The 26,902-nt window shown below is 65.0% G+C and carries 18 protein-coding genes and 1 riboswitch; of the genes, 13 read left to right on the top strand and 5 right to left on the bottom strand.

Annotated elements, in window-relative coordinates; genetic code table 11:
* The first annotated feature begins 302 nt into the window (after positions 1–302).
* Together ACFE70_RS06800 and ACFE70_RS06795 are read left to right on the top strand one after the other, a co-directional pair.
* On the top strand, positions 303–3,353 hold the full coding sequence (locus ACFE70_RS06800; protein WP_375416972.1) for a TonB-dependent receptor domain-containing protein: 3,051 nt from the start codon (positions 303–305) through the stop codon (positions 3,351–3,353).
* 78 nt (positions 3,354–3,431) lie between these two features.
* Complete coding sequence (locus ACFE70_RS06795) at positions 3,432–4,535, top strand: YbhN family protein (protein ID WP_375416971.1); 1,104 nt, start codon at positions 3,432–3,434, stop codon at positions 4,533–4,535.
* A 94-nt stretch (positions 4,536–4,629) separates the two neighbouring features.
* Here the strand turns inward: ACFE70_RS06795 and ACFE70_RS06790 are convergent, their stop codons facing one another.
* Entirely contained in the window at positions 4,630–7,206 is a 2,577-nt protein-coding gene (locus ACFE70_RS06790) for an erythromycin esterase family protein (protein ID WP_375416970.1), read from the bottom strand.
* A 386-nt stretch (positions 7,207–7,592) separates the two neighbouring features.
* Between ACFE70_RS06790 and ACFE70_RS06785 the strand changes: the two genes are divergently transcribed.
* Positions 7,593–8,648: a LacI family DNA-binding transcriptional regulator gene (locus ACFE70_RS06785; protein ID WP_375416969.1), complete on the top strand. Its 1,056-nt coding sequence runs from the start codon at positions 7,593–7,595 to the stop codon at positions 8,646–8,648.
* Between the two features lie 107 nt (positions 8,649–8,755).
* Here ACFE70_RS06785 and ACFE70_RS06780 read toward each other — a convergent pair whose 3' ends face one another.
* Entirely contained in the window at positions 8,756–9,175 is a 420-nt protein-coding gene (locus tag ACFE70_RS06780) for a hypothetical protein (RefSeq protein ID WP_375416968.1), read from the bottom strand.
* A 217-nt stretch (positions 9,176–9,392) separates the two neighbouring features.
* Here ACFE70_RS06780 and ACFE70_RS06775 point away from each other — a divergent pair, with 217 nt between their 5' ends.
* The 9 genes from ACFE70_RS06775 to ACFE70_RS06735 all read left to right on the top strand — a co-directional run bounded on the left by ACFE70_RS06775 (position 9,393) and on the right by ACFE70_RS06735 (position 18,992).
* Positions 9,393–9,689: a LysM peptidoglycan-binding domain-containing protein gene (locus tag ACFE70_RS06775; protein ID WP_375416967.1), complete on the top strand. Its 297-nt coding sequence runs from the start codon at positions 9,393–9,395 to the stop codon at positions 9,687–9,689.
* Between the two features lie 215 nt (positions 9,690–9,904).
* Positions 9,905–10,022, top strand: a riboswitch (SAM riboswitch).
* A 408-nt stretch (positions 10,023–10,430) separates the two neighbouring features.
* Positions 10,431–11,096, top strand: a complete 666-nt coding sequence (locus ACFE70_RS06770; RefSeq protein WP_375416966.1) for a peroxiredoxin-like family protein — start codon at positions 10,431–10,433, stop codon at positions 11,094–11,096.
* 65 nt (positions 11,097–11,161) lie between these two features.
* On the top strand, positions 11,162–12,541 hold the full coding sequence (locus ACFE70_RS06765; RefSeq protein ID WP_375416965.1) for an O-acetylhomoserine aminocarboxypropyltransferase/cysteine synthase family protein: 1,380 nt from the start codon (positions 11,162–11,164) through the stop codon (positions 12,539–12,541).
* A 112-nt stretch (positions 12,542–12,653) separates the two neighbouring features.
* Positions 12,654–13,682: a homoserine O-acetyltransferase gene (metX, locus tag ACFE70_RS06760; protein ID WP_375416964.1), complete on the top strand. Its 1,029-nt coding sequence runs from the start codon at positions 12,654–12,656 to the stop codon at positions 13,680–13,682.
* 54 nt (positions 13,683–13,736) lie between these two features.
* A complete protein-coding gene (locus ACFE70_RS06755) occupies positions 13,737–14,789 on the top strand; it encodes an aliphatic sulfonate ABC transporter substrate-binding protein (protein ID WP_375416963.1) in 1,053 nt (350 codons plus the stop codon).
* Between the two features lie 43 nt (positions 14,790–14,832).
* Positions 14,833–15,705, top strand: coding sequence for an ABC transporter permease (locus tag ACFE70_RS06750; RefSeq protein ID WP_375416962.1), 873 nt, complete (start codon positions 14,833–14,835; stop codon positions 15,703–15,705).
* 205 nt (positions 15,706–15,910) lie between these two features.
* Positions 15,911–16,681, top strand: a complete 771-nt coding sequence (locus ACFE70_RS06745; protein ID WP_375416961.1) for an ABC transporter ATP-binding protein — start codon at positions 15,911–15,913, stop codon at positions 16,679–16,681.
* Positions 16,682–16,715: 34 nt separating this feature from the next.
* Positions 16,716–17,969, top strand: a complete 1,254-nt coding sequence (locus ACFE70_RS06740; protein WP_375416960.1) for a homoserine dehydrogenase — start codon at positions 16,716–16,718, stop codon at positions 17,967–17,969.
* Between the two features lie 108 nt (positions 17,970–18,077).
* Positions 18,078–18,992, top strand: coding sequence for an LD-carboxypeptidase (locus ACFE70_RS06735; RefSeq protein ID WP_375416959.1), 915 nt, complete (start codon positions 18,078–18,080; stop codon positions 18,990–18,992).
* Here the strand turns inward: ACFE70_RS06735 and ACFE70_RS06730 are convergent.
* The 3 genes from ACFE70_RS06730 to ACFE70_RS06720 all read right to left on the bottom strand — a co-directional run bounded on the left by ACFE70_RS06730 (position 18,983) and on the right by ACFE70_RS06720 (position 23,147).
* The gene (locus tag ACFE70_RS06730; RefSeq protein ID WP_375416958.1) at positions 18,983–20,017 is read right to left on the bottom strand and encodes a M28 family peptidase; all 1,035 of its coding nucleotides are present in this window, start codon (positions 20,015–20,017) and stop codon (positions 18,983–18,985) included. The two genes, ACFE70_RS06735 and ACFE70_RS06730, sit on opposite strands and share 10 nt — an antisense overlap.
* A gap of 113 nt (positions 20,018–20,130) precedes the next feature.
* Complete coding sequence (gene cysS, locus ACFE70_RS06725) at positions 20,131–21,645, bottom strand: cysteine--tRNA ligase (RefSeq protein WP_375416957.1); 1,515 nt, start codon at positions 21,643–21,645, stop codon at positions 20,131–20,133.
* Between the two features lie 254 nt (positions 21,646–21,899).
* On the bottom strand, positions 21,900–23,147 hold the full coding sequence (locus ACFE70_RS06720; RefSeq protein ID WP_375416956.1) for an endonuclease/exonuclease/phosphatase family protein: 1,248 nt from the start codon (positions 23,145–23,147) through the stop codon (positions 21,900–21,902).
* 95 nt (positions 23,148–23,242) lie between these two features.
* Between ACFE70_RS06720 and ACFE70_RS06715 the strand changes: the two genes are divergently transcribed.
* The gene (locus tag ACFE70_RS06715) at positions 23,243–26,824 is read left to right on the top strand and encodes a gliding motility-associated C-terminal domain-containing protein (protein WP_375416955.1); all 3,582 of its coding nucleotides are present in this window, start codon (positions 23,243–23,245) and stop codon (positions 26,822–26,824) included.
* Positions 26,825–26,902: the final 78 nt, after the last annotated feature.

Raw genomic sequence — 26,902 nt, 5'->3', positions numbered from 1 at the left:
TGAAGGGAGGCAACGGGAAGTAACCGCCCGGCCCGCTAAATGATTGGCGGGCCGTCTCAAAGGTACGAGAGGCGGAGAAGAGCGGTTGTAAGATTTAGTTGGCGGGGCGCTTGCGACACCTGCGTAAGATTCAGGGGGGTAGGGAATTGATTTTGCGCCGCCAGCCAGCCCTTTCTTGGCAACTCTCGTTTGCCGAAGGGTAGCCAGCAGTACGATTCCCTACCCCCCTCCAAACCCCGCAACCCCCAAGATTGCTGCCGCCCGGTGCAACCCGCGGCTTTGTTTGCCAGCCCTTGACAGCTATGAGATATCCGATACGCATTCGCCCCGCCCGCGCCTTGTTTATTACGGCCCTGCTGGGCCCGGCCCTGCTGGCTTCGGCCCAGCAAACCCCGCCCGCCGGCAGCCGGCCCACCCCGGCCGCCGCGCTCCGCCCCACCGCCACGGGCCGCATCAGCGGCACCGTGACCGATGCCGCCACGGGCAAGCCCGTCTCCTATGCCACGGTGGCGGTGCTCGACGCGGCGGGCAAATCCGTGAACGGCGGCGTGTGCGGCGACGATGGCAAGTTTGTGCTGCCCAGCATTCCGGCCGGCACCTACACGGTGCAGGTCAGCTTCGTGGGCTATAAAAATGAGACCCGCCCCGGCGTGGTCGTGACCGGCGGCGAGCCGGTCAATCTGGGCACCGTGGCCCTGAGCGTGTCGGCCCAAAAGCTGGGTGAAGTGGTCGTAACGGCTCAGCGCCCGCTGATTGAGGAGCGCGTGGACCGCACCGTGTACAACGCCGAAAACGACCAGACCGCCCGCGGCGGCGACGCCACCGACGTGCTGCGCCGCGTGCCGCTGCTGAGCGTGGACCTGGACGGCAACGTGAGCCTGCGTGGCTCCAGCAACCTGCGGGTGCTGATTAACAACAAGCCCTCGGCCATCGCCGCCACCAGCATCGCCGACGCCTTGCGCCAGATTCCGGCCGAGCAGATTAAGACCGTCGAGGTAATTACCTCGCCCTCGGCCAAGTACGACGCCGAAGGCACCGGCGGCATCATCAACATCATCACCAAAACCAACACCCTAAGCGGCGGCACGCTGGGCGTGGACGCCAGCGTGGGCACCCGCAACGCCAACCTGAGCCTCAACAGCTCCTACCGCACCGGCAAGATGGGCTTCACGCTCAACGCGGGGGGTAGGGCCGGCTACAATATCAACGGCAGCTTTCAGAACGAGCAGCAGGTAACCACCCCGGCCCGCACCGTGCGCGACCCGATTACGGGGCTGCTGACAACTATCCCGGCCAGCACTTCCTTCACCAGGCAGCAGGCCGAAACCAATCAGAACCAGGGCGGCGGGCGCGCGGCCCTGGGCTGGGACTACGACATCAACAAGCAGAACTCGCTGCAAGCCTCGCTCACGTATGGGCTGCGCGCCTCGAACAGCCAGCAGGACCGGCTGAGGCGCATAGACCTACGCTCGTCGCCCAACCAGCTCCTGGACGTGCGCGACGTGGACGTGAAGGACCGCTCGGGCAGCGTAGATGCCAGCCTGAACTTCACCCACGTGTTTGAGAAGCCGCAGCAGGAATTCAGCATTCTGACCCTCTACAGCCGCAACGACCGGCAGAACGACTTCACGAACTCCATTCTCGACCTCGGCGAGTTTACGACGACCAGCCGGCTGCGCAATGAAAACCCCAGCGCCAACGAGGAATTCACGGTGCAGGCCGATTATCAGTCCCCGACCGGCAAAAACCAGCTGCTGGAGTTCGGCGCCAAAGACATTCTGCGGCGCGTGAACAGCGATTTTATCTTGTATACGGCGCCCGGCGCCGATGGCGAGTTTGTGCCGGCCACGGAGGTTGCCCTCAACAACGGCTTCAACTACAGCCAGAACGTGGCCGCCGCCTACGCTACCTACACGCTGGGCCTGCCGAAGAACATCACGCTAAAGCCGGGAGTGCGCTATGAGTACACTACTATCACGGCCGACTTCAACAACAGCAACGAGAAGGTCAGTATTCCCAGCTACGGGGCCCTGGTTCCTAGCGTGAACCTGTCGCGGCGCCTAGCCAACGGCAATGTGCTGAAAGCGGCCTACAACCGCCGCCTCCAGCGCCCCTCGCTGCAATTCCTGAATCCGGCCCCGCAGTTCTCCAACTCCCTGATTGTGACCAGAGGCAACCCTGAGCTGGACCCGGAGTTTACCAACAACTTCGAGCTGGGCTACAGTACGCTGGTCAAGCAGGTCAACCTGAACTTCACGGCCTTTGCCCGCAACACCAACGGCTCCATCCAGTCGGTGCGCGGACCTGTGAGTGAAGACCTGCTAGCCCTTCTCGGTGAGCGGCTGGCTCCCGGCGCTCAATTGATTAGCTACGACAACATTGGCCAGGAAAACGCCTACGGCGGCAACGTGTTTGCCTCCCTCAACGGCAAAAAGCTCAGCCTGAACAGCGGCGTGGATGTGTACTACGCTGTGCTGCGCAACAACGTGACGGACCCGCTCTACAACGCCTCGAATGAGGGCTTCGTGGCCAGTGGGCGCTTGTTTGGCTCGTATAAAATAACCGACCTGTGGGGCTTGCAGGCGTTCGGCTTCTACCGGGGCCGGCAGGTGCAGCTGCAAGGCGAGCAGAGCGGCTTCGGTTTCTACGGCCTGAGCGTGCGGCACGAGTTTGCCAACAAAAAAGGCAGCTTCGGCCTCGGCGCCCAGAACTTCCTAACCCGCAGCATCAACATTCGCAACGAAATCCGCACTCCGCTGCTGACCCAGACCAGCACCAACCAGCAGCGCAACCTGAGCTTTCAGGTGAACCTGAGCTACCGCATTGGCCAGCTATCGGCTGACCAGCGCCCGCGCCGCAGCCGCAGCATCGACAACGACGACCTGAAAAGCGGCGGCGAAGGCGGTGGTGGCGGTGACTTGGGCGGCGCGGGTGGCGCAGTACCAGCCAGCGGTGGCGGTGGCGCCCCGAGTGGCGGCGGAACCCGCCCGGCGGGTGGCGGCCGGCCCGCCGGCGCAACCGGCACCGCGCCAGCTGGTGCGGCCCCAAATGGTGGAGTTCCTACCCCCCCCGCCGCGCCCAGCCTCAATACCCTGCCCGGTACGCCTGGCCTAGCGGCGCCCGACAGCACCGCCCGCGACTCAGCCGCCACCCAGCCCGCCGCGCTGCCCGGCACCACTGCTCCGGTGGCCGTCCCTACCCCCCCGGCCACCGCGCAACCCGCCGACTCGACCCCGCGCCGCCCGGCCGCGCCGCCCACCAATCCGATTAGCTCGCCGGCCAACGCGCCCTCGCCGGGCACGACTACGCCGGGCGGCATCACGCCGGCCGGCAGTACGGGCGGGCGGCCGTAGGCCGTAGCGGGAGAGTTAGCGATGAGACAAGCGGCGGGCCGGGCACTACTTTTGCCCGGCCCGCCGTTTTGCTTTCTCATGTCTTCACCGCTGCCCCAACCGTCGCCCTCACCGCTGCCCGCCGCGCTGCCCGACGACGAGGCCGGCTTCTTGCGCAAGCTCCGGCCCTCGCGCCTGGTGCTGCCGGTGCTGCTGGGGCTGGCCGTGGTGGGGTTTCTATTTTACCGCAACTACCGGCCCGGCGACCTGGCCCCGCTGGCCCACGCCGACTGGCGCTGGCTGCTGGTGGCCGGGCTGGTGCTGGCCGCCCGCGACCTGGGCTACATCTACCGCATTCGCCACCTGGCCGAAGGCGCTCTGAGCTGGCGGCAGGCGCTAGACGTGATTATGATTTGGGAATTTGCCTCCTGCGTGCTGCCCTCCGGGCAGGGCGGCACGGCCGTGGCGCCGTTTATTCTCGAAAAAGAAGGTGTGCCACTGGGCAAGGGCCTGGCTTACATCATGGTCACGGCCCTGCTCGACAATCTCTACTACGTGCTGATGGTGCCGCTCGTGGTACTCATTGCCGGGGCCGGCCTCTACCCCCACGAGGCGCTGCAAACTGGCTTCGTCGCGACGCTGCGGGTCGCGTTCGGGGTTAGCTATTTGTTTGTGACGCTCTACGCGGGACTGATGCTGTACGCCATTTTCATCAATCCGCGCTCGGTGCGGCGGCTGCTGGTGCGACTGTTTTCGTTTCAATTTCTGCGGCGCTGGCGGCGCAAGGCTTATCTCCACGGCCAGGAGATGGTGCGCGCCTCGGCCCAGCTGCGCGGCGCTGGGCCCCGCTACTGGTGGCACGCGGGCGTGAGCACGGCCTTCGTCTGGACGGCCCGCTACGCCATCATCGGCTGCCTGATTGCGGCCTTCGTGCCGATGAGTATGGGCACCTTCCTGTTCATCTTCGCCCGCAACATCACCTACAAGGTCATCCTGCTCATCGCCATCACGCCAGGGGGCGCCGGCATTGCCGAGGGTGCGTTCCCCACGTTTTTCGGCTCCTTCATCGGCACGGCCACCATGACCAGCTTCCTGGTGCTGCTCTACCGCCTGGTGACGTATTACCTCTACCTGGGGCTGGGGCTGGCGTTTTTGCCGCGCTGGGTGGCGCGGGTGTTCGGGCCGGAGCGAGTTAAAAGTTGAGAGTTATAAGTTTAAAATCCCTACCCTCTCATTCGGTTTGAAGCTGGATGAGGGGGTAGGGATTTTAAACTTATAACTCTCAACTTTTAACTCGCTATTCCTCAGCCGTTGGCCGCCGGTAAGTCTGCCAGAAAGCCGGGCGGTAGTCCGTGAATTGCAGCTGGTGAGTTTCCATGCCGCTCCAACGCGGGTCGGCTTTCGGGTTGGGTGGCGGCAGCGCGGTACCGGCCGGCAGGGGCGTAAAAATCTGCTCGCAGGAGCGCTGCACGTAAAATGCCCGGCCGGTTTTCAATACCCGGCCCGCATCGAGGCCCTGGCCCACGCTGCGGCGCACCTGGTAGCGACCGTTGGGGGCGCGGGCGTAGTTCACCACGTGGTCGTTGTGCTCGGCGGTGTACACGTTGGAATAGAGCTGCGAAATCAGGTTGCCGCGGCCCACGTGCTTGCGCGCCACGGCGTTTTGGGTGAGCGTATCGCCCCGCCACAGGGCCTCGTAGTGTGTCACGGCGTAGTCGCGCTGCTGCACCCGGAACCGGCCCGAATAGCCCGCTTGCAAGTAGGTGCCGGTGCTGCGGTGGCTGGCGCGCCGGGCCGCGAAGCTGATGACGTACACCGTCTCGCCGCCCTGCTCCAGCACCGTATCGAGTTGCAAATTGAATTTGCGCCAGCGCGCCTTGAACAGCGGCGAAGTGCGCACCGGGTCGGCGCCCCCCGTGTAAAATCCTTGCCCGTGCCCCTCCAGGCTGACCAGGGCCAGTCCCTGCGTGGCCTTGGCCTCGCGCAGCACCCGCGCCTCGCGCACCCGGTGCTGCCCCATCGGCTGCCGCATCAGGAAGCCGCCGTGCAGGTCGCGCTGCCCGGCCGGGGTCAGCAGCGTGCTCACGTATTCCACCTCGGCCCGCACGGTGTCGAAGTTGCTGGTTTGCCGATGCGTGTACACCTCCGCCATGTAATCCTGCTGCTCATAATTTTGCCCGATAGCCGCCACCACTTTTTTCATAATCCGGCGCGGGTCCAGGCTCTCGCCGCGCACCTGCACGCTTTGTAGCTCGTAGGCCGCTGGCACCAACCGCACCGTGAGCGGCGCGCCGGGGGCGGGCGCCGCCACCCGCGCCGGGGCGTAGCCCACGCTGCTGACTTGCAGCTTTTCCGCGCCCGTTATTTTCAGGGTGAAGCGGCCCTGCCCGTCAGCCACGGTCCCTACCCCCTGTTCCGGCGCCGATACCGACGCATACGGCACGGGCGCTTTGGTTTTCTGGTCGAGCACCACGCCCTGCACCCGGCGTCCGGCTGGTCCGCCATTGGCCTGCACCCGCCCACTAGCGCGGCGCGGCGCGGGGTTGAAAGCACTGCCCGCCGCTTCGGGGGTAGGGGTGGCCGCGCCAGCGGGTACGGCGCCAGCCAGCGGCCCGGCCAGGTGCGGCGGGTTCACGGTGCGCAGGAACAAGAAGCCGTCCACTACCTCGCTCCACGGACCCGTCAGGGGCCTATACTCGAACGCCGATGTGGTCAGCACCCGGCCGGGCGCGTCGTGCTTCAGGCTCACGAAGGCGTAGTCGACGGGCTGCGCCAGCAGCTCGGCTTCCAGCGTGCCGGCGGCCGGAACAGGTACGGGCTGCGCGTCGTGGCCCAGGAAGCTGTGGCTGCCGCCGCCCGCCAGCGTGCCGAGCACATATACCTGGTCGGCGCCCAGAGTAGCCTTTACGGCGCGGCCCATCGGGCGGTAGGCTTGCAGCTCGGCGTCGCCAAGGGCTTCTGTTTTATTGGCTAGGTGCGGCAGCGCGCCCCAGCAAATTACCTTTTCCTGCGGGTGAGCCCGCAGGTACCAGAGCAGGTTGTCGGCCATCTGCGCGTCGCGCGGGTTGCTGTCGGTGGCCTTGAAGTCAGCGCTGTCTTTGGCGGTGGGGTCGTGGGTAGCGTAGTCGCGGGCCTGAGCCAGCAGGCTGCGCAGGCACTGCCGCCAGAAGGTGGCCTCGGCGCGGCGCCGGGCGTCGGGACCGGCGGCGGCCTTGTCGAGCAGGCGCGTGGCCTTGGCTATTTCCCGCTCGAAATAAGCCAGGCTGCCCGTGGGCGGAAACATGAACTGGTCGGCCATCAGGCTGATGACTTCATCTAAAAAATCATAGCTCAGGGCCGTCGCGCCCTTCTCCGGCGCCAGAAACGTTTGCAGCTCGTCCACGACATCACCGCCATAGTCGCCGCTGAGCTGCGGGTCGAAGCCGGCCACGCGCAACTGGCCCGGCCCCACCAGCGGCAGCACCGCCTGAAACTCCTGCGTCGCCGTCCAGATAGTGAACACACTGTTGCCCAGCGCCGCCACCGCCGACTCGCCGGCTTCCAGGGCCTGCTGCGCCCGGTGCAAATCGTAGAACCCGCTCTCAAAGGCCAGCGTGGTGAAGCCCAGCCGCTCGCGCAGAAAGCGCACCAGCCGGATTTTGGCTTCCGTCACGTTGCCCTCGCCGTGGGTTGGCTCGCCCAGCATCACCACCCGCGCCAGCCCAATTTCCGGTCCCAGAAATTCTAAATCCTGAAAGGCCGTGTCCGCCGGGCTGATGCTGCGCAACGCGTGCACCGGCAGCGGCGCGGGGGTAGGCGGCGCGGGCGTTTGGGCGCGGGCGGTGGGCAGCGCGCACATCAGCAGAAACCAACAGAGTCTAAAGCCAGGCAGCATGAGCGAGGATATTTTTAGGTCTTTAAGTTGAAGGTAGCGCAAGGCGGCGCGCAGCCTCTGCTTTGCGCATCGCTGCCTGGGAGGCAGGAAGCAAGTTGGCTGCTCACTCGTTGCTTATCCGTGCTTATCCCTTGCGCGAAGCCACAGCTTCTGGCACATCGGTGCCAGCTGGTTAAGCGTGGCTCCTAGACTCAGTTGCTGGGCCAGGGCTGCAAGTCAAGCTGCCCGGCTGAGCCTCACGGACAATTTTTCGGCCGGTTGTAGTGCTGTTTCAGCCCCGGCCGGGCGCAAAAAAATCTAACTTAAAACCAGCCTGCCCACGCAGCTTAAGCTGCTAAAGCCGTTATTTGGGGCGGCTGACCGCCTTTTCTTTTCATTCCTGCCCTATGGCCATTAAAAAGCAGCAAACCTCCCTGCGCGACCTGGCTCAGCACCTGGGCTTATCGGCCTCCACGGTGTCGCGGGCACTGGCCGACCACGCCGACATCAGCGAGGCCACCAAGGAGCGGGTGCGCGTCGTCGCCCGCGAGCTGCACTACCGGCCCAACCAGCTGGCCGCCGCCCTGCGCAAGGGCCACAGCCAGATGCTGGGCGTGATTGTGCCCCACATCAAGGGCTACTTCTTTCCGGCCGTAATGAACGGCATTGAGAAAGTGGCTACCCGCGAGGGCTTCAACGTGATGATGTGCCAGAGCAACGAAGATTTGCGCCGCGAGCAGCGCAACGTCGAGGCGCTGCTCGCGGCGCAGGTCGAGGGCATTCTCATGTCGGTGTCGGCCACCACCCACCCTGAAACGGCCCACTTCGAGCAGGTGCGGCAGCAGGGCATCCCGCTCGTGTTCTTCGACCGGGTGCCGGAGCTGCCGCAGAGCATGGCCGTGATTCTGGACGACTTCCAAGGCGCCTACCAGGCCGTGCGCCACCTTATCGAGCAGGGCTGCCAGCGTATCGGGCACCTGGGTGGTCCCCAGCACCTTAACACCAGCCGCAACCGCTTTCTGGGCTACCAAGCGGCGCTCGAAGCCCACGGCCTGCCCGCCGTGCCGGAGTGGGTCTATTCGCTGCCCGCCCTCACCCACGACGCCGGCCGCCTGGCCATGCAGCACCTGCTGGCCGTGGAGCCGCAGCTCGACGCCGTGTTCGGTGCCTACGCCATTCCGTCGGTGGGAGCGCTGGAAGTTTTGCGCGAAAAAGCTTGCCGCGTGCCGCAGGATGTGGCTCTGGCTTGCTTCAGCAACGAGCCGTTCTCGACCATGACTCAGCCGCGCCTGACGGTGGTAGACCAGCGGGCCGAGCAGATGGGCGAAACGGCCGTGCGCCTGTTCTTGCAGCTGCTCAAGCGCGGCCCCACCTACGCCCCGCCCCACCTGATTCTCAAGCCCGAGCTGATTATCCGCGACTCGTCGCTGCACCTGTCGCGCGAGGGCCGCATCGCCCGCTAGCCCGGCCTGCGCTCACCGATGGCAAACGCAAAAAAGCCCCGCGTCAGGATGGCGCGGGGCTTTTTTATGAGAGGCACGAGGCAAAGCGGCTTTAAACGCCGCAGTGTTTATTCTTTTTCCAGCATCAGGCTGGCGCCGGTGGCGCTTTTCAGCGTCAGCCGGTCATCGGTCAGTGTCTCGACCGTGAACTGGTTGCCAGCCGCAGCGCCGTTGGGCGTCATAGTGATGGTTTTGGCGGCCTGGTCGAAGCTGTACTTGCCCGACACGGCCTGCTGGGGCGACGTCATGGTGTACTGCCCGTTGGCGAAGATTTGCAGGCGCTCCTCTTCCTGCGTGTCGGTCTGGCTCACTTTGTCGCCGCTGGCACTTTTTTCCTTGGCGGTTTTCCAGACCTTGCTTTCCTTGCCATAGAGCATGTTTACGCCTTCTACGGTGCCTTCCTTGCTGCCGCACGAAACGGCAAAAATGGAAAGCAGCAGCAGGAGCGTAGCGGCGTAGGCGCGGGTGAAGGTGAGGTGATTTTTCATGAGGATGAGGAGGAAAAACGGGGTTAAAATAAACGAGTAAGCTGAGCCGCAGCTCGCGGCAGTCCTTACGGGACTGGTTTTTATTTGTTCAGCCTGCAACCCCGCCTTACCGCCCGCGTAAAGAGGCCCGAAGCCGGATACGCCGGCCCCGCGCCGAACCCCGATTTGCCGGCCGCCCGGCGCGCTGCTCTCACATCCCGCAACTCTTCACAGCATCATGGGCCTGTTTGATTTCTTAAGCAACGAAGGCGAAAAAACACCCGTCCAGCCGCAGCAGTCCGCTGCTGGCGCCGGTGGCGCTACCGATTTTTTCGGCAACCCTACCCCCACTACGTCGACTGCCACGGGCGACACCTACACCGTCGTGAGCGGCGACTCGCTTTCCAAAATTGCCAAAAACCACTACGGCGACGCCGCCAAGTGGCACCAGATATACGAGGCCAACAAGGCCACCATCGGCTCCAACCCTGACCTGATTGAAGTAGGCCAGGTGTTGACCCTACCTAGTAACTAGGTACTTTTTTGCAGAAAAAAGGTGAAAAAAGCCGTTCCGGTTCGGGGCGGCTTTTTTCGTACCCCTCCGTCATCCTTCACTCCGCTGCGTTCAGGATGATGGGGGGGGTAGGGATGATTGCATCTTCAGCTTGCATTTGCAACTTTCAAAAATCCTGTTCTACCTTTGCATTACCACTCCGGTACCGGCGCCCCTCGCGGAGGCCCGGTTTTCAGATTTTATTCAGAAGCGGCGAGAGACTAGGCTCCCTGACCCGCTGGCAACCTTCGACCGCGCGAAAGGTGCCAATTCCTACCCCCTCCTTGCGTAGCAAGCCGGCGGGACAGATAAAGGTGAGTGCCATGAAAAACCTCGTTTTTTCCGTTTCCGAGTTGTCGTCCGCACCCATTGCCTCTGCGCAGCTGGGCTTGCCGACGGCCTTCTGCATTCCGACGGCCGCCCCACTGTCCGGCTGTTGTTACCAGGTCTGTTGTCGGGGCCGAATGCGCTGTTGTTGCGCCTGCTAAGCAGTAAGTAGCCCTCGCGCAACCCCTTTTTCTTTTCGTGGGAATGCTGTATTGCCTTGTTCGCAAGGCTGCGGGCGCGCCAGTCAGCCAATGGCCGTTCCCGCAGATAGCGCAGGCTTATCGGCAGCTGGTCTGGGCCGCCTCGGGCGCCGCCACGGCCGCGAATGTTTCCGCCGCTGGCCATTCCCTACCCCCTCCCTTTCATTTGGTCGCTTTCCCTTATCACCTTCTTGGCATGTCCACGCATACCCTTCCCCCTTCGCTGCAACAAGAACTGGCCGCTACCGCCCAGCACCTAGCTTCCGCGCTGCCGCCCGCAGCCAGCCAAACCATCGACGCCGGTATTGCGGCCGTGCAGGCAGCCGGCCTGGCCGGGCGCGGCTTGCGCGCCGGACAAACCGCTCCTGATTTCACCTTGCCCGACGCTACGGGCCGCCCCGTCCGTCTCACCGAGCTGCTGCAAGCCGGGCCAGCGGTGCTGGTATTTTACCGCGGCAACTGGTGCCCCTACTGCAACGTGCAGCTGCGCGCCTACAACCAGGCACTGTCTCAGTTTCAGCAGCACGGGGCCACGCTGGTAGCAGTATCGCCCCAGACACCAGAGCTGACCCAGCTCACGGCCGAAGAAAAAGATTTGCACTTCCCGGTGCTTAGCGATGCCAGCAATGCCGTGGCCCGGCAATACGGGCTGGCCTACCAGGTAGGCGGCGCCGTCTACGACACGCTGCATGGTGTGGGCATCGACCTGGCTGCCCACAACGGCGACGCCAGCGGCGAGCTACCTCTCACCGGCACCTTCGTCATCGCCCGCGACGGGCAAATTGCCTGGGCCACGGTAGAAGCCGACTTCAAGCAGCGGCCTGACCCGGCGCTCATCGTGGAAGCCTTAGCTCAGCTCTAAGCCCACCCCTAACGCTCCGGCTTTTTTTCAACTCAAACCTTAAAACCCTTAATTCCCTACCCCCCATGTCCACTCCGAGCCAGCACTTCGAAACCTTGCAGCTCCACGCCGGCCAGCAGCCCGACCCTACCACTGGCGCCCGCGCCGTACCATTGTTCCAAACCACGTCTTACGTATTTAAGAGCGCCGAGCACGGCGCCAACCTGTTTGCCCTCAAAGAGTTCGGCAACATCTACACCCGCCTGATGAACCCCACCACCGATGTGTTCGAGCAGCGCGTGGCGGCGCTCGAGGGCGGCGTGGCGGCGCTAGCGACGGGTTCTGGGCAGGCCGCGCAGTTTCTGGCCCTGAACAATATCCTGCAAGCCGGCGATAACTTCGTAAGTACCGCTTACATCTACGGCGGCACCTACAACCAGTTTAAGGTCGCCTTCAAGCGCCTGGGCATTGAAGCGCGCTTTGCTGATGGCGACAACCCGGCCTCCTTCGAGCCGCTGATTGACGAGAAAACCAAGGCGATTTACCTCGAAACCATCGGCAACCCCAGCTTCAGCATCCCCGATTTTGAAGCCATCGCGGCCATCGCCAACAAGCACGATTTGCCGCTGATTGTCGATAACACGTTCGGCGCGGGCGGCTTCCTGTTCCGGCCCCTGGAACACGGCGCCCACATCGTGGTCGAGTCGGCCACGAAGTGGATTGGCGGCCACGGCACAAGCGTAGGCGGCGTGATTGTGGACGGCGGCACCTACGACTTCGGCAACGGCAAATTCCCGCAGTTCACCGAGCCGAGCGAGGGCTACCACGGGCTGATTTTCAACGATGTATTCGGCAAGGGCAGCTTGTTCGGCAACATCGCCTTCATCATCCGGGCGCGGGTTGAGGGCCTGCGCGACTTCGGCCCCTCCATCAGCCCGTTCAACTCCTGGCAGCTGCTGCAAGGCCTCGAAACCTTGAGCCTGCGCGTGGAGCGCACCGTCGAAAACGCGCTGCGCATCGCCACCTGGCTGGAGCAGCACCCGCAGGTCGAGAGCGTGAACTACCCCGGCCTGCCCAGCAGCCCCTACCACGGCCTGGCCCAGAAATACTTCAAGCGCGGCTTCGGCGGCGTGTTCACGTTCCGGATTAAAGGCAGCAAGGAAAATGCCACGCAGTTCATTGACAACCTGAAGCTTATCAGCCATCTGGCCAACGTGGGCGACGCCAAGACGCTCATCATCCAGCCCGCCGCCACCACCCACCAGCAGCTCTCGGAGCAGGAGCAACTAGCGGCCGGCGTCACGCCCACGTCGCTGCGACTCTCAGTAGGAATTGAGCATTTTGAGGACATCAAAGCTGACTTGCAGCAGGCCTTTGAGGCCCTCGGCAACACGGCTTCGCAGCCTGCAGAAGGTACCGAAGTAGAGGAGCCGGAGCTGGAGCACGCGCAGCCGCTGGAGGTGTAGATAAGTTTTAGCCCGCAGAGGGCGCAGAAGATTGCGCAGAGGACGCTGAACGTTCTGCGACTTCCGCGCAATCTTCTGCGCCCTCTGCGGGCTAAATCCAACAGAACGACAAATGGAAGACCAGCATTTTTCCCTACCCCCTCTCCCGCTGGAAAGCGGCGCCACGCTCGAAAACGCGACCGTCGCCTACCGTACCTGGGGCCAGCTCAATGCCGCGCAGGACAACGTGGTCTGGGTGTGCCACGCCCTGACGGCCAACGCCGACGTGCTGGCCTGGTGGCCGGGCCTGTTCGGCTATGACACGCTGTTCGACCCCGCCGACTGGTTTATCGTGTGCGCCAACATGCTCGGCTCCTGCTACGGCGGCACTGGCCCACTGAGCCCGAACCCCGCTACCGGCCAGCCTTACTACCAGCAGTTTCCACTGCTCACGACGCGCGACCTGGCGGCGGCCCACGAGCTGTTGCGGCAGGAGCTAGGAATCGCTAAAATTCACACCCTCATCGGCGGCTCGATGGGCGGGCAGCAGGCGCTGGAATGGGCCGTGGCGCAGCCAGAAGCGTTTGAACATCTGGTAGTTATTGCCACCAACGCCCAGCATTCGCCCTGGGGCATAGCCTTTAATGAGGCGCAGCGGCTGGCCATTGAGGCTGACCCGACGTATGCGATGGCCGAGTCGGCGCAGGGCGGCGCGGCCGGCCTGCGGGCGGCGCGGGCCGTGGCCCTGCTCAGCTACCGCGGCTACGAAGCATACGGATATTCGCAGGCCGAAGACGATGAGGAGCTGCTGACTGATTTCCGCGCCAGCGCTTACCAACGCTACCAGGGCGACAAGCTCGTGGCCCGCTTCGACGCCTACTCCTACGTGGCCCTGAGCCGCACGATGGACACCCACAACGTGGGCCGCGGCCAGGGCGGCATTGAGGCCGCACTAAGCCAGATTCAGGCTAAAACGCTAGTGCTCAGCCTGCCATCCGATATTTTATTTCCCGTGAGTGAGCAGCAATTGCTCGTGCGTCACATCCGCGGGGCCATGTACGGGGAGGTGCATTCGCGCTTCGGGCACGATGGCTTCCTGATTGAAACGCCCCAAATCGCCCACCTGCTCGAACGATTCTACGCGCCCACGTTCGCCCATTAGCGCCGCCCGCGCCGCTGCTTTTCCGCTCGCTACCCTCTTCACAACCAATTCATCATGCTCTCAAAATTCACTTTCCGCCGGCCGGCCGCTCGCGCGCTTCTCACCTTTAGTGCCCTGTTGGGGCTGCTGATGGGGGTAGGAAGCTGCGGCGGTTCGGGCCAGGGCGGCACCGGCACCACGGCCACCGCGCCCGAAACCCTGCGCCTCGACTACGCCTACTACAACCCGCTCAGTCTCGTGCTCAAGCAGCAGGGCTGGCTGGAAAAAGACCTGGCCCAGCAGAATATCAAGGTCGAGTGGGTGCTCAGCCAGGGCAGCAACAAGGCGCTGGAATTCCTGAATGGCAGCAGCATCGACTTTGGCTCGACGGCCGGCGCCGCCGCCCTCATCGGCCGCGCCAACGGCAACCCGCTGAAAGCCATCTACATCTACTCCAAGCCGGAGTGGACGGCGCTCTGCACCGGCCCGAACTCCACTATCAAATCGGTGGCTGATTTGAAGGGCAAGCGCGTGGCCGCCACCCGCGGCACCGACCCCTATATCTTCCTGCTGCGCGCCCTCGACCAGGCCGGGCTGAGCGAAAAGGATATCACCCTGATTCCCTTGCAGCACCCCGACGGCCGCGCCGCCCTCGAAAAAGGCGACGTCGACGCCTGGGCCGGCCTTGACCCCCACATGGCCAAGGCCGAGCTGGAATCGGGCGCCAAGCTGTTCTATCGCAACCCCGACTTCAACAGCTACGGCGTGCTCAATGTGCGGGCTGAGTTTGCCCAGCAGCACCCGGAGTTAGTAGCCAAGGTGCTGACCGCTTACGAGCAGGCCCGGCTTTGGGCGCAGCAGCACCCCGCCGAGCTGAAAAAGACGCTCGCCACCGAAGCCAAGCTCAGCGAAGCCGTCGCCACCCGGCAATTGGAGCGTACCGATTTCTCGAATAATACGTTCGGCGCTCCACAGCGCGCTACCATCCTGGCGGCCGGCGATGTACTCAAGAAAAGCGGCGTGATTGAGCAGACCGTGGACGTAACTAAGACCGTCAACGAGCTGATTGACACCAGCTTCGCCAGCAAGCTCCCTACCCCCTCGCCCGGCGCCACCGCCGCCAACTAGCCTGCCGTCCCGACTCACCCTGGCCGAACTACCCGCCCGCTGCATGACTGAAAACACCTTTGTCCTGGCGCCACCGGCCCGCGCCGTAGCGCCTGCTCCGAGCGAATTCCTACCCCCCTCTACCCGGCCAACCCGCACCCCGCGCCGGACGCCGGGCTGGGTAGTGGGCGCGGTGCTGCCCGCGCTGCTGCTAGTGCTCTGGGAAGGGCTGGCCCGCGCTGGCGTGCTGCGGCCCAGCCTGCTACCGGCGCCCTCGCGGGTGCTGGCCACGATAGGGGAGCTGGCCCACACCGGCGAGCTGTGGCAGCACCTGGCCATCACGCTCGGGCGCGTCGGGGCGGGCTTCGTGCTGGGCAGCGCCCTGGCGACGGCGCTGGGCGCGCTCACGGGCTACTCGCGGCCGTTTTTCCGGCTGCTCGACCCATTGCTGCAAGGTTTGCGTAACATCCCGTCGCTGGCCTGGGTGCCGCTGTTCATCCTGTGGCTGGGCATTCAGGAGACCTCCAAAGTGGCCCTAATTGCGCTGGGCGTGTTTTTTCCAGTGTACCTGAACCTGATGAGCGGCATTCAGGGCGTGGACCGCAAGCTGATAGAAGTCGGCCGGGTATATGGCCTGAGCGGCGCCCAAATCGTGCGCCGCGTGTTTATGCCCGCCACTTTGCCCACCTATTTCGTGGGCTTGCGCAGCGGCCTGAGTTTGGGCTGGATGTTCGTGGTGGCGGCTGAAATCATGGGCGCCAACCAGGGCCTGGGCTTCCTGCTAATTGACGGACAGATGACCGGCCGCCCCCAGACCATCCTCGCCAGCCTGCTCCTGTTCGCCGTCCTGGGCCGCCTGACTGATGCGCTGCTGGCCGCTCTCAGCCGCCGCCTGCTGCACTGGCAGGATACGCACGGCGCGGCAAGTGGGGGGTAGGAAACACGCCAAATGGCTGAAAGGCGGCCGTGTTGAAAAAAGCCGGTCATGCTGAGCTTGCGAAGCATCTCGCTCGGGGAGCTAATCAGCTTCTATAACGATTGAATTAGTGCCGCACGCGAGATGCTTCGCAAGCGGACGCCAGATAAGCATGACCGGCTTCTAGCCTTTTGACGCATTACTCATTATTCATTATCCTACCCCCATGCTGCACCTCGAAAACATCAGCAAGCAATTCGGCCACGCTGCGCCAGTGCTGGCGGGGCTGGACCTGCGCGTGCGGCCGGGCGAAATCCTGAGCTTGGTGGGCGCCAGCGGCGGCGGCAAAAGCACCCTGCTGCGCCTCGCGGCCGGCCTGGAGCTACCGACGGGGGGTAGGGTTTTGATTGATGGCGCGCCCATCGCGGGGCCGCACCCGGCCGTGGGCGTCATCTTCCAGGAGCCGCGCCTCATGCCCTGGCTCACGGTCATCGAAAACGTGAAGTTTGGCCTCGCCCACCTACCCGCCGCCGAGCGGCGCGCGCGGGCGGCGGCAGCGCTGGCGCGGGTCGGGCTGGCGGAAGTGACGGCAGCGCTGCCCCGGCAGCTCTCGGGCGGCATGGCGCAGCGCGTGGCCATTGCCCGCGCCTTGGTCGCGCAGCCGAGCGTGCTGCTGCTGGATGAGCCGTTCAGCGCCCTCGACCCGTTTACCCGCCTCAAGCTGCAAGACCAGCTGCTCGCGCTCTGGGCCGAAGACCGCCCCACGCTGCTGCTCGTCACCCACGATATCGAGGAAGCCCTCGTGCTCAGCGACCGGGTGGCGGTGCTGCGCGGGCGCCCCGGCCGCCTGCACCACATCTTCGACCTGAGCGAACTGCCCCGCCCGCGCCGCCGCGCCGACCCCACTTTCCAGGCCTGGAAAGAGCGCCTGCTCGCCGTGCTCATGCCTGACGACGAGCCGGCCGAAAGCTCCCATGAATCCCGGCTCGCGGCGTAAGTTTTCCTTCCTTTTAAATCTGATTCGTTTTTATATGAGTGCTGATAAGCGTCCGCTGCGCGTGGGCCTGATTGGGTTTGGCTGCGTCGGGCAAGGATTCTACGACATCGTGCAGCAGCTGCCGGCCGCCGCTATCGACGTCGCCCGCATCGTAGTCAAGAGCCCATCCAAGCCCCGTTCCCTACCCCCCTCTCGTTTCGAATTCGACGCCGATGCCCTACTGGCCGACCCCAGCCTGGACGTGCTCATCGAGGTGATTGACGATGCCGCCGAAGCTTTTCGCCTCGTGAGCGGCGCCCTCCGCCAGGGCCGCCGCGTAGTCACGGCCAACAAGGCCATGCTGGCCCGCCACCTGCCCGCGCTGCGCGAGTTGGAGCGCACCCACGGCGGTGCCCTGCTCTACGAGGCGGCCGTGGCCGGCAGCATCCCGATTTTGCGCACGCTCGACGGCTATTTCGGGGCGGAGCCGCTGCGCGCGGTGAGCGGCATCATCAACGGCAGCAGCAACTACGTGCTCACCCGCATGGCCGAGGACGGCAGCGACTACGCGCAAGCATTAGCCGAAGCCCAGGCCCGGGGCTTCGCCGAAACCGACCCCACGCTGGATATGGCCGCCTTCGACCCGCGCTCCAAGGCCGTGCTGCTGGCCGCGCACGCCTTTGGGCTGGCGCTGAATCCCGACGAGATTCTGAATCTGGGCATCGAAAACATCACGCCCCGCGACCTGGCCCATGCCGAGGTGCGGGGCCTGAAAATCAAGGTCGTGGCCCACCTGGAGCGCTTGGCCGATGGCCGCGTGGGTGCCGTGGTCCTACCCCGCTTCGTGGGGCCAAGCTCGCCGCTCTTCACCGTGGAGCACGAGACCAACGGCGTGCTGATTGAGGCCGCCTTCGGCGGGCCGCAGTTTTTGCGGGGCAAGGGCGCCGGCGGCCACCCCACCGGCTCGGCCGTGCTGGCCGACGTGGCAGCCCTGCGCGCCGGCTACCGCTACGGCTACGCCAAAACCCCTTCCGAGTCCGATTCGGCGCCCGCACTAGCCACCGATTTGGAGCTGGAAGTGTACCTGCGCCACGAAGATGAGCACCTGCCCCGGCAGCTCGGCCTGCGCGACCTTAGCGCTGAGCAGCGCGGGGCCGGCCGCCGCTTCAGCGTGGGCTACGTACGCCTGGATGCGCTGCGCGAGCGGCGCGATGAGTTGCGCGCGGCAGGGGCATTTGTAGCGGCCACGGGCGCCAGCCGGGTGGCCGCCGTGCAGCGGGAAGCTTTAGCGCCGAGCTTGGCACTGTAAGCTGTATTTAACTGTGCGAGCCTTGTGTTGGCGAAGGCAGACGTTGAACTTTGCGAAACCCCGCCAGCTCTGCCAACCGCCGGATGGCAGGGTCAAGCCCCGCGCGAAATGACCCCAAACTCCTCTATTGCCCCCCCCTCGCTGCGTCCTGGCCACCGCGTCGCGTTGGTAGCGCCGGCCCGCAAAATCACGCGCGACGACGTGGCCGCGGCGCTTGATATTCTGGTTGGCTGGGGCCTGGAAGTCGAGATTGGCGAAACCATCGACGCCGAAGCCCACCAGTTTGCCGGCTCCGACGAGCTGCGCCGCCGCGACTTGCAGCGCCAGCTCGACGACCCCACCATCCGGGCCGTGTTTTGCGCCCGCGGCGGCTACGGCACCGCCCGCATCGTGGATGGGCTGGACTTCACGGCTTTCACCCGCAGTCCGAAGTGGCTGGCCGGCTTTTCTGATATCACCGTGCTGCACAGCCACTTGCTGCGGCTGGGCTTCCAGAGCATTCACGGGCCCATGCCAGTGCTGTTTGGGCAAGACGGCGGCACGGCCGCGCTAGAAAGCCTGCGCCAAGTGCTTTTCGGCGAAAGCGTGAGCTACACCGCCAATCCCTACCCCCTCAACCGCCCCGGAACTGCCACCGGCGAGCTAGTTGGCGGCAACCTGAGTTTGCTCCAAACCATCACCGGCACCGCCTCGCAGGCCAGCTTCGTGGGGCGCATCCTGTTTCTCGAAGACCTGGATGAGTACCTCTACCACATTGACCGGATGCTGCTGCACCTGCACCGCAGCGGGCAGCTGGCGGGCGTGGCCGGGCTGGTCGTGGGCCATTTCTCGCAGATGCGCGACAATACGGTTCCTTTTGGCCAAACGGCCTACGAGATTATCGACCACTACGCCCGGCGCTACGATTTCCCGGTGGGCTACGGCTTCCCAACCGGCCACGAAGCCGATAATATGTCCCTGGTGGTGGGCCGGTCGGCCCGACTGATGATTGACGAAAGCGGCACGCGCCTAGCCTATTCCTGATACAGCACGTGCAGCAGCGTCTGCCCCACGGCCTTCATCGGGCGGCGGTCGATGATGCTCATGTTGTCCTGGGTGGTGTGGTGGTAAGGCGGAAAAGCGGACTCGCCGTAGGGCGGGTTGTCGTAAATATCGAGGGTAGGGATGCCGGCCTGGTTCGTGTACACGTGGTCGTCGGTGATGGCGTCGGTGTCCTCGAAGCGAAAAAAGTCGGAGTAGCCGAGCTGGGCGGCGGTGTTCCAGATGCGGTCGAGCGGGGCGCGGGCCTTCTCGCGCGAGATACCCTCGCGGGTGAAGTTGCCGCCCTTGGCGCCCACCATATCGAGCAGCACGCCGTACTCGGCCTTGTAGCCGGCGGGCACCAGGTTTTTGGCCCAGTACTGCGAGCCCAGGCACCAGGAAGAGTTGCCGTTAGTTTCGTCCAGTTGGTTTTTCAGGTCGCTCTGGGTTGAGGTATCGTAGCCCCAGTCTTCGGCGTCAAAGAAAATAAAGTCCACGCCCACATTAGGCGTCAGGGAATCAGGCTGCTGGCTCAGGGTGCGGGCCATTTCCAGGGCCACGGCCACGGCGCTGGCGCCATCGGAGGCGCCGTCCAGCGGCTTGTTTTTCTTCTTCGGGTCCTTTTCCTCGTCGGCAAACGGGCGCGTGTCCCAGTGGCCGAAAATGGCCACCCGGCGCGCCGCCGCGGGCTGAAACTGGGCGATAATGTTGCGCCCCCGGATGTTGGTACCGTCGAAGGTCATGGCCGAAAACGGCTGCTCGCGCACCTTCAGCCCCAAGCGCTTGAGCGTCGCCACCAGGTAGTTGCCGCAGGCCAGGTGGGCAGCAGAATTAGGTACGCGTGGCCCAAACGCGACTTGCCTGGCCGTGAAGGCGTAGGCGGAGTCGGCGTTGAAAGTGGGGGCCTTAGACAGCTTGGGCGGCTGCTCAGTCGCAGTGGAGGTTTCAGTGGTCGTTTTGTTATCGCCGCAAGCCGGGGCGAAGAGCAGGCCGGCGGCCAGCAGAATCAAGGAGCGAAAAGGGCGCATTAGAAACGGTCATCCTGAGCAGCGCGAAGGACCTTATCACCCGCGCGCCGCGTGATTTAGTAACGCTGACAAACGCAGCCGTGATAAGATGCTTCGTTCCTCAGCATGACGAACTACTCCTCGCTATAGGCCCACTCGACACCGGCTTTGGTGTCCTTAATCACAATGCCCTGGCCTTTGAGCGCGGCCCGAATCTGGTCCACTTTGTCGTAGGCTTTGGCGGTTTTGGCTTCGGTATAAAACGCCAAGGTCAAACTCAGCAGTTCCTCGGCATTGGCGCGAGGCTCGTCGCGCAAACCCAGCAGCTCCGTTACCACGGTGGCGTAGGTGGCGGCGGCTTCGGTGAGCACGGCCGGCGAGACGCTGGCCAGCGCGGCGGGCGTGGTAGCCAGGGTGTTGAGCTTGCGCAGCAGATTGAAGAGGCTGGCGATGCAGCGGGCCGTGTTCAAATCGTCATCGAGGCCTGCGAAGAGGTCGGCAGTCAGCTTTTGCACTTCGGCGTCGCCGGGGGGGGTAGGGATTTCGCCCTCATCCCCACCCGGCGCAGCGCCGGGCAGCAGCGCCTGCAATTTGGGCAGCAGGCGCAGGCCGTTCATGAGCTTGCGGTAGCCTTTACGGGCGGCTTGCAGGGCGTCGTCGCTCAGGTCGACCGGGCTGCGGTAGTGCGCCTGGAGCAGGAAAAACCGCACCGTCATCGGCGAGTAGGCCTGCGAGAGGCTGCCCGTGGTGCCGGCAAAGAGGTCATCCAGGGTGATGAAGTTGCCCAGCGACTTGCTCATCTTGGCGCCGTTCACCGTCAGCATGTTGTTGTGCAGCCAGATGCGGGCTTCCGGTGTGTGCGAATCGCTGGCCTGGCTCTGGGCCATCTCGCATTCGTGGTGCGGAAACATGAGGTCGAGGCCACCACCGTGAATGTCGAACTCCGGGCCCAGGTATTTGCGGCTCATGGCCGAGCACTCCAGGTGCCAGCCCGGAAACCCGGGTCCCCAGGGCGAGGGCCAGCGCATGAGGTGGGTTGGACCGGCGCTTTTCCAAAGCGCGAAGTCCAGCGGGCTGCGCTTTTCGCTCTGGCCGGCGAGGTTGTCGCGGGTGCCGGCCAGCAGCTCTTCCACCACGCGGTTCGAGAGCTGGCCGTAGCGGTACTGCTCGTTGTAGCGGGGCACGTCGAAATAGACGGAGCCATTGATTTCATACGCAAAGCCGTTGGCCAGAATTTCCTCCACCAGCTGAATCTGCTCGGTGATGTGGCCGCTGGCCTGGGGCTCAATGTCGGGGGGTAGGCAGCCGAGGGCGGCCATGTTGTGGCGGTAGCGGGTGGTGTAGTACTGGGCCACCTGCATGGGCTCGAGCTGCTGGGCGCGGGCGGCGCGGGCCACGGGGTCTTCGCCGTCGTCGGCATCGCCCTGCAAATGGCCTACATCGGTGATATTGCGCACGTAGCGCACGAGGTGGCCCAGGTGGCGCAGGTAGCGCGTAAGCACATCGAACACAACCGGGCCGCGGGCATTGCCCAGGTGGGCATCGTTATAGACGGTTGGGCCGCACAGATACAGGCCCACGACGGGCGGGCGCAGGGGCTGAAATTCTTCCTTCTTGCGGGTAAGCGTATTATAAAGCGAGAGCGGCATGGGGCAAAGGTAGCGGGCAGGCTCCCCTCCTTTTTTAAGGAGGGGACATTCCGGCGCAGCCGGGACGGGGGTAGTGCGCGTCGTTGAACGATTCACACCTTACGCCTAACGGCATTCAGGAAAAGAGGGGGGGGGTAGGGAAATTAATTGGGGAATGCGTTCAGGCATCGCTCAACGACGCGCACCACCCCAATTTTGCCTTCGGCAAAATGTCCCCTCCTTAAAAAAGGAGGGGAGTTTGACCCTCAACACCCTCACCGCAGCTCATATCCCGCCTCGACCGGAAAGTGGTCGGAGTAGGGAATCTCGCGGTGGACGCGGCAGCCCAGCACGCGCCACTGCGGGCCAGCAAACTGCTGGTCGATGCGCAGGCCCGGCAGCTTTCCATTGTAGGTGGCGCCGAAGCCGAAACCGCCTAGCTCCCAGGCATTCTGGAGGTGGTCGGCGAGTTGGTCGTAGGGGTAGGAATAGGGCAGGTCGTTCAGGTCGCCGGCCAGCAGCACGGGGTAGGGCGAGCGGCGCACCCGCGCCACGACGGTGTCAATCTGCCAGCCGCGCTTGACGGCGCCGTTGCGAAACTGGCGCAGCAGGCCCCGGCCCTTCTGCCCGAAGCCGGCCGTCGAGCGCGAGGCCGTCACGATGTCTTTCTCATCGAGGCTCATGCTTTGCAGGTGCAGGTTGAACACCCGGATGGTGTCGGCGCGGGGCCGGCCGGCGGCGGGCGCAGCGGGCCGGCGCAAATCGGCCCACATGGCGTGGTTCTGGCTCAGTCCTCCGAAGGCAATGACGCCGCGCCGCACGATGGCAAAGCGCGAGAAGATGGCCAGCCCGAACTCGGCCCCGATGCCATTGGTGAGCGACTTGCTCACGAAGGCGTGCCGCCCGCTGCCCGGCCCCAGCCGCTGGGCCGCGTTGAAGACGCCGCTGCGGTCGCGGAACGGCCGCGGCTCGTGGTAAAACTCCTGGAGGCAGAGAATATCGGCCGGGCTCTCGGCCAGCCAGGCCGTCATGGCGCGCGAGGAGGTGTAGTCGGGGTCGCGCAGGTGGGCATACACGTTGAAGATGCGCACGTTGGCCGAGAGCAGCCGCACCGCGTTTGGTGAGTTAAAAGTTAAAAATGAAGAGTTAAAAGTTGTGTTTCCGTCCCGCTGAGTCCTGACTTTTAACTCTTCACTTTTAACTTTTAACTGAAAAGGGTTAAGCGCCAGCCCACGCCGCACCTGCGGCCAGCACAAGGCCAGCGCCAGGGCCGGCAGCAGCGCCCCGCGCCAGTTGCGGCGCAGCCAGTACAAAATCAGCAGGGCCAGCAGCAGCAGCCAGCCGGGCACCGTCAGGGCGATGAAGGCGGCGGGCCAGAAGCGGCCAGCCGGCACCTGCTCGGCGGCGATGCCCAGCAGCAGGCCCAGCAGCACGAGCAACGTGAATTGGAAAGCAAACGAGCGGCGCACGCGGGCAAAGGTAGCGGAGCCGCCCGGCCGCCGCCCGGCCGGAGTGCTGCCCACTGGTCAGGATTACCCTGGTCTTCCACAAGCCGGGCGCGCAAGCCTTATCTTGCACAAGTCTTTGCTGCCGTTAGTTTTTTCCATGCCTTCGCGCTATGCTGCTACTTCGACTTTTAAAGGGTTTCGCTGTTTATGGGGGGGTAGGGCTGCTGCTGGCGGCGCCGGCCGGTGCCCAGCCACGGGTGGCCACGGGCGCCCAGCCGCGCGTGGTGGCCCCGCCACCCGAAAGCCACAGCCTGGAATTCGTGGAAAACAAGGGCCAGTGGGATGCCCGCGCCCACTACGCCGCCGTGCTGCCCAACGGGCGGCTGTTTCTGGAAAAAGACGCCTTCACTTACAACTTCGTCTCCGGGGTGTCGCCGCACCGGCGGGGCGGGTCGGGGGCGGCGAGGGGGGTAGGAAACCAGGGGCCGTTGCGGGCCCACGCCGTGCGAGTGCAGTTTGAGGGCGCAAGCCCCGGTGTGCAGCTGCGGGCCGAGCTGCCCACCAGCGGAGTTTACAACTTCTTGACCGGGGCCGACCCGGCGCACTGGGGCCGGCGCGCCCACGGCTTCGGGGCCGTGCGCTACGCCGGGCTGTGGCCGGGCATCGGGATGCGGGTGTATGAAAACGCCGCCGAGCGCCTGGAATACGATTTCGAGCTGGCGGCCGGGGCCAACCCGGCGCTGCTGCGCCTGCGCTACGAGGGCGCCAGCCACGTGCAGCTCGGCCCGGCCGACGGCAGCCTGCGCGTGGAAACCAGCGCCGGCAACTTCCGCGAGCGGGCGCCGGTGGCGTTCCAACTCGATGCGGCCGGGCAGCGCCAGCCGGTGGCCTGCGCCTACGAGCTGACGGGCACGAGCCTGCGCTTTCGCCTCGGCCCCTACGATGCGCGCCGCCCGCTGACCATCGACCCCACGGTGGAGTTTTCCTCGTTCACCGGCGCCACCTCCGACAACTGGGGCTTCACGGCCACCTACGACCAGCAGGGCAACCTGTATTCGGGCGGCATTTCGTTTGATACCGGCTACCCGGCCTCGCCCGGCGCCTACGACGCCTCGTTTGCCGGCACCATCGACATGGCCTTTATCAAGTATAATCCGGCCGCGAACGGGCCGGCGGCGCGGGTCTGGGCCACCTACGTAGGCGGCGCCTCGGCCGAGTTTCCGCACAGCATCGTGACCAACGCGCGCGGCGAGCTGGTGATAATGGGCACCACCTCGTCGCTGGACTACCCGACCACGGCCGGGGCCTTCGACCGCAGCTTTAGCGGTGGCCAGGAGTTTGACCCCTACGGCAACGGCCGGCCCTACACGATGCGGAACGGCGCCGACCTGGTAGTGAGCCGCCTGAGCGCGGGCGGCGACGCGCTGCTGGCCAGCACCTACCTCGGCGGCTCGGCCAACGATGGCGTGCTCGACGTGGAAAGCCCCGCGCCTCAGCTGGTACACAACTACGGCGATTATTTTCGCGGCGACGTGCTGCTCGACGCCAGCGGCCGGGTGTACCTGGCTACCAGCACGGCCAGCAGCAATTTTCCTACCCCCAACGGCTTTGCCCGCGCCTACCGCGGTGGTGCCACCGACGCCGTGGTGTGCCAGCTCAGTGCCGACTTGCGCACGCTGAACTGGAGCAACCTGCTCGGCGGCAGCGCGGCCGATGCCGCCTATTCGCTTCAGCTCGACAAAGCCAGCAACCTGTACGTAGCCGGGGGCACGGCCAGCAACAACTTCCCTACCACGGTCGGCGCCCTGCAAACCACCGCGGGCGGCGACGTCGATGCTTTTGTCGCGCGCATTAGTCCGGGGGGCAACGCACTGCAAAAATCAACCTACCTCGGCACGCGCGCCTACGACCAGGCCTATTTCCTACAGCTGGATGTGGCCGGCGAGGTGTACGTGCTGGGCCAAACGCTGGGCACCGTGCCCATTAGCGCGGGCCGCTACGGCGTGGCCCGCAGCGGGCAGTACGTGCAGAAGCTTTCCACTGACCTCAATGCGCTGCGCTTCTCGACCGTATTTGGCACCGGCCGGGGCGAGATTGACTTGTCGCCCACTGCCTTCCTGGTAGACCAGTGCGACCGGGTGTACGTCAGCGGCTGGGGCGGCAGCATCAACGGCGCTCGCCGCGGCTTCAGCAACGGCACGACCGCCGGCCTACCCGTCACGGCCGACGCCGCGCAACGAACCACCGATGCGAATGACTTTTACCTGGCCCAGTTCAGCCCCGGCATGACCCGGCTCGAGTACGCAACCTACTTGGGCAGCAACGACGCCGCCGATGGCGACCACGTGGACGGCGGCACCTCCCGCTTCGACCCGCAGGGCATCGTCTACCAGGCCGTTTGTGCTTGCGGGCAAGGTGGCGGCGGCTTCCCCGTGCCGCCCGGCGCCACCACCTACCGTCGCCAGAGCGGCTACTCGAACTGCAACAACGCGGCCTTCAAGATGCGGTTCGAGACCATCGTGGTGGCCACGACCACCGACACGCTGGCCTGCGCCGGTGGCCCGCCCGTGCGCCTGCTAGGCACGCCCAGCGGCGGCACCTGGACCGGCACCGGCGTGAGCGGCTCGGCCGCGGCGGGTTTCATCTTCACGCCTACCGTCGGCCTGATTGGCAGCCACTCACTCACTTACACCGTGCCGGGCATAGGCGCCTGCGGCGGCACGGTTTCGGTGCGGCTGCGCGTGCTGGCCGTGCCCACGGCCAGCATCGCGGCCCCGGCCCAGACTACTTTCTGCCCCAGCAGTGCGCCCATCATTCTCACGGGCAGCCCGGCGGGCGGCACGTTCAGCGGGCCAGGAGTGCGCAACGGCAATACGTTTGACCCGGCCGCGGCCGGCGTGGGCACCCATCAGCTCACTTATACCTATCAGTTTGCGGGCAGCCCTATCCTGCGCTGCCCGGCCACGGCCACGCTGGCCCTGACGGTGCTGCCCTCCGTCACGGCCCAGCTGCCGCCCGATACGGTGCTTTGCCCCGGCAGCGCGCGGGCCTTTCGGCTGCGGGCTACGCCCGCCGGCGGCGCCTGGGCCGGCGCTGGCGTGAGCGGCTCGGCCACGACCGGCTACCAGTTCACGCCGCCCACCGACCTGGCCGGCCGGCAAGTCACGCTCACCTACACGCCGCCGGCGCAGAGCTGTGCCACACCGGCCAGCTACCGCATCAGCGGCATCGGGGTGTCGATGCTGGCTGCTTCCTGGCTGCCAGTTTTGTGCCCCGAAAATACCGTGGCGCCACTGCGGCTGCGCTTCACCATTGCCAGCGGCGTCGATAATACCGCCGGCACGGTCAGTTGGGACTTTGGCGACGGCACGCCCGTCGTGAGCGGCGCCCAAACGGCCGACATCGAGCATAGCTACGCCCAGCCGGGCACCTACCAGCCAAAAGTCACGCTTACCTACTTCGGCGGGCAGTGCCAGAGCCAGGCCACCGCGCCGCTGGTCACGGTACGGGAGCCGTTTCTGCCCAATATTATCACGCCCGGCAACGCTGATAAGCTCAACGCCACGTTCGCGCCGGTCATGCCCTGCGCCATGCACCTGCGCATATTTTCGCGCTGGGGCCAGCAGGTCTACGAAAGCGTCGCTTATGCGAATGACTGGACGGGTGACGGGCTGCCAGGAGGCGTTTATTATTATCTGTTCGAGGACAAGTCGGGGCAAAAAATCAAGGGCTGGGTGCAGATTGTGCGCTGAGAAGGGGGTAGGAGACCAACAAAACGTCATGCTGAGCCCAAGCGAAGCATCTCGCGTGGTGAGCTAATCTAATCGTGA

Origin of the sequence: uncultured Hymenobacter sp. (assembly GCF_964243305.1) — a bacterium.
In the GTDB taxonomy this organism is placed as follows: Bacteria; Bacteroidota; Bacteroidia; order Cytophagales; family Hymenobacteraceae; genus Hymenobacter.
This window is presented reverse-complemented; position numbering and strand designations above follow the sequence as displayed.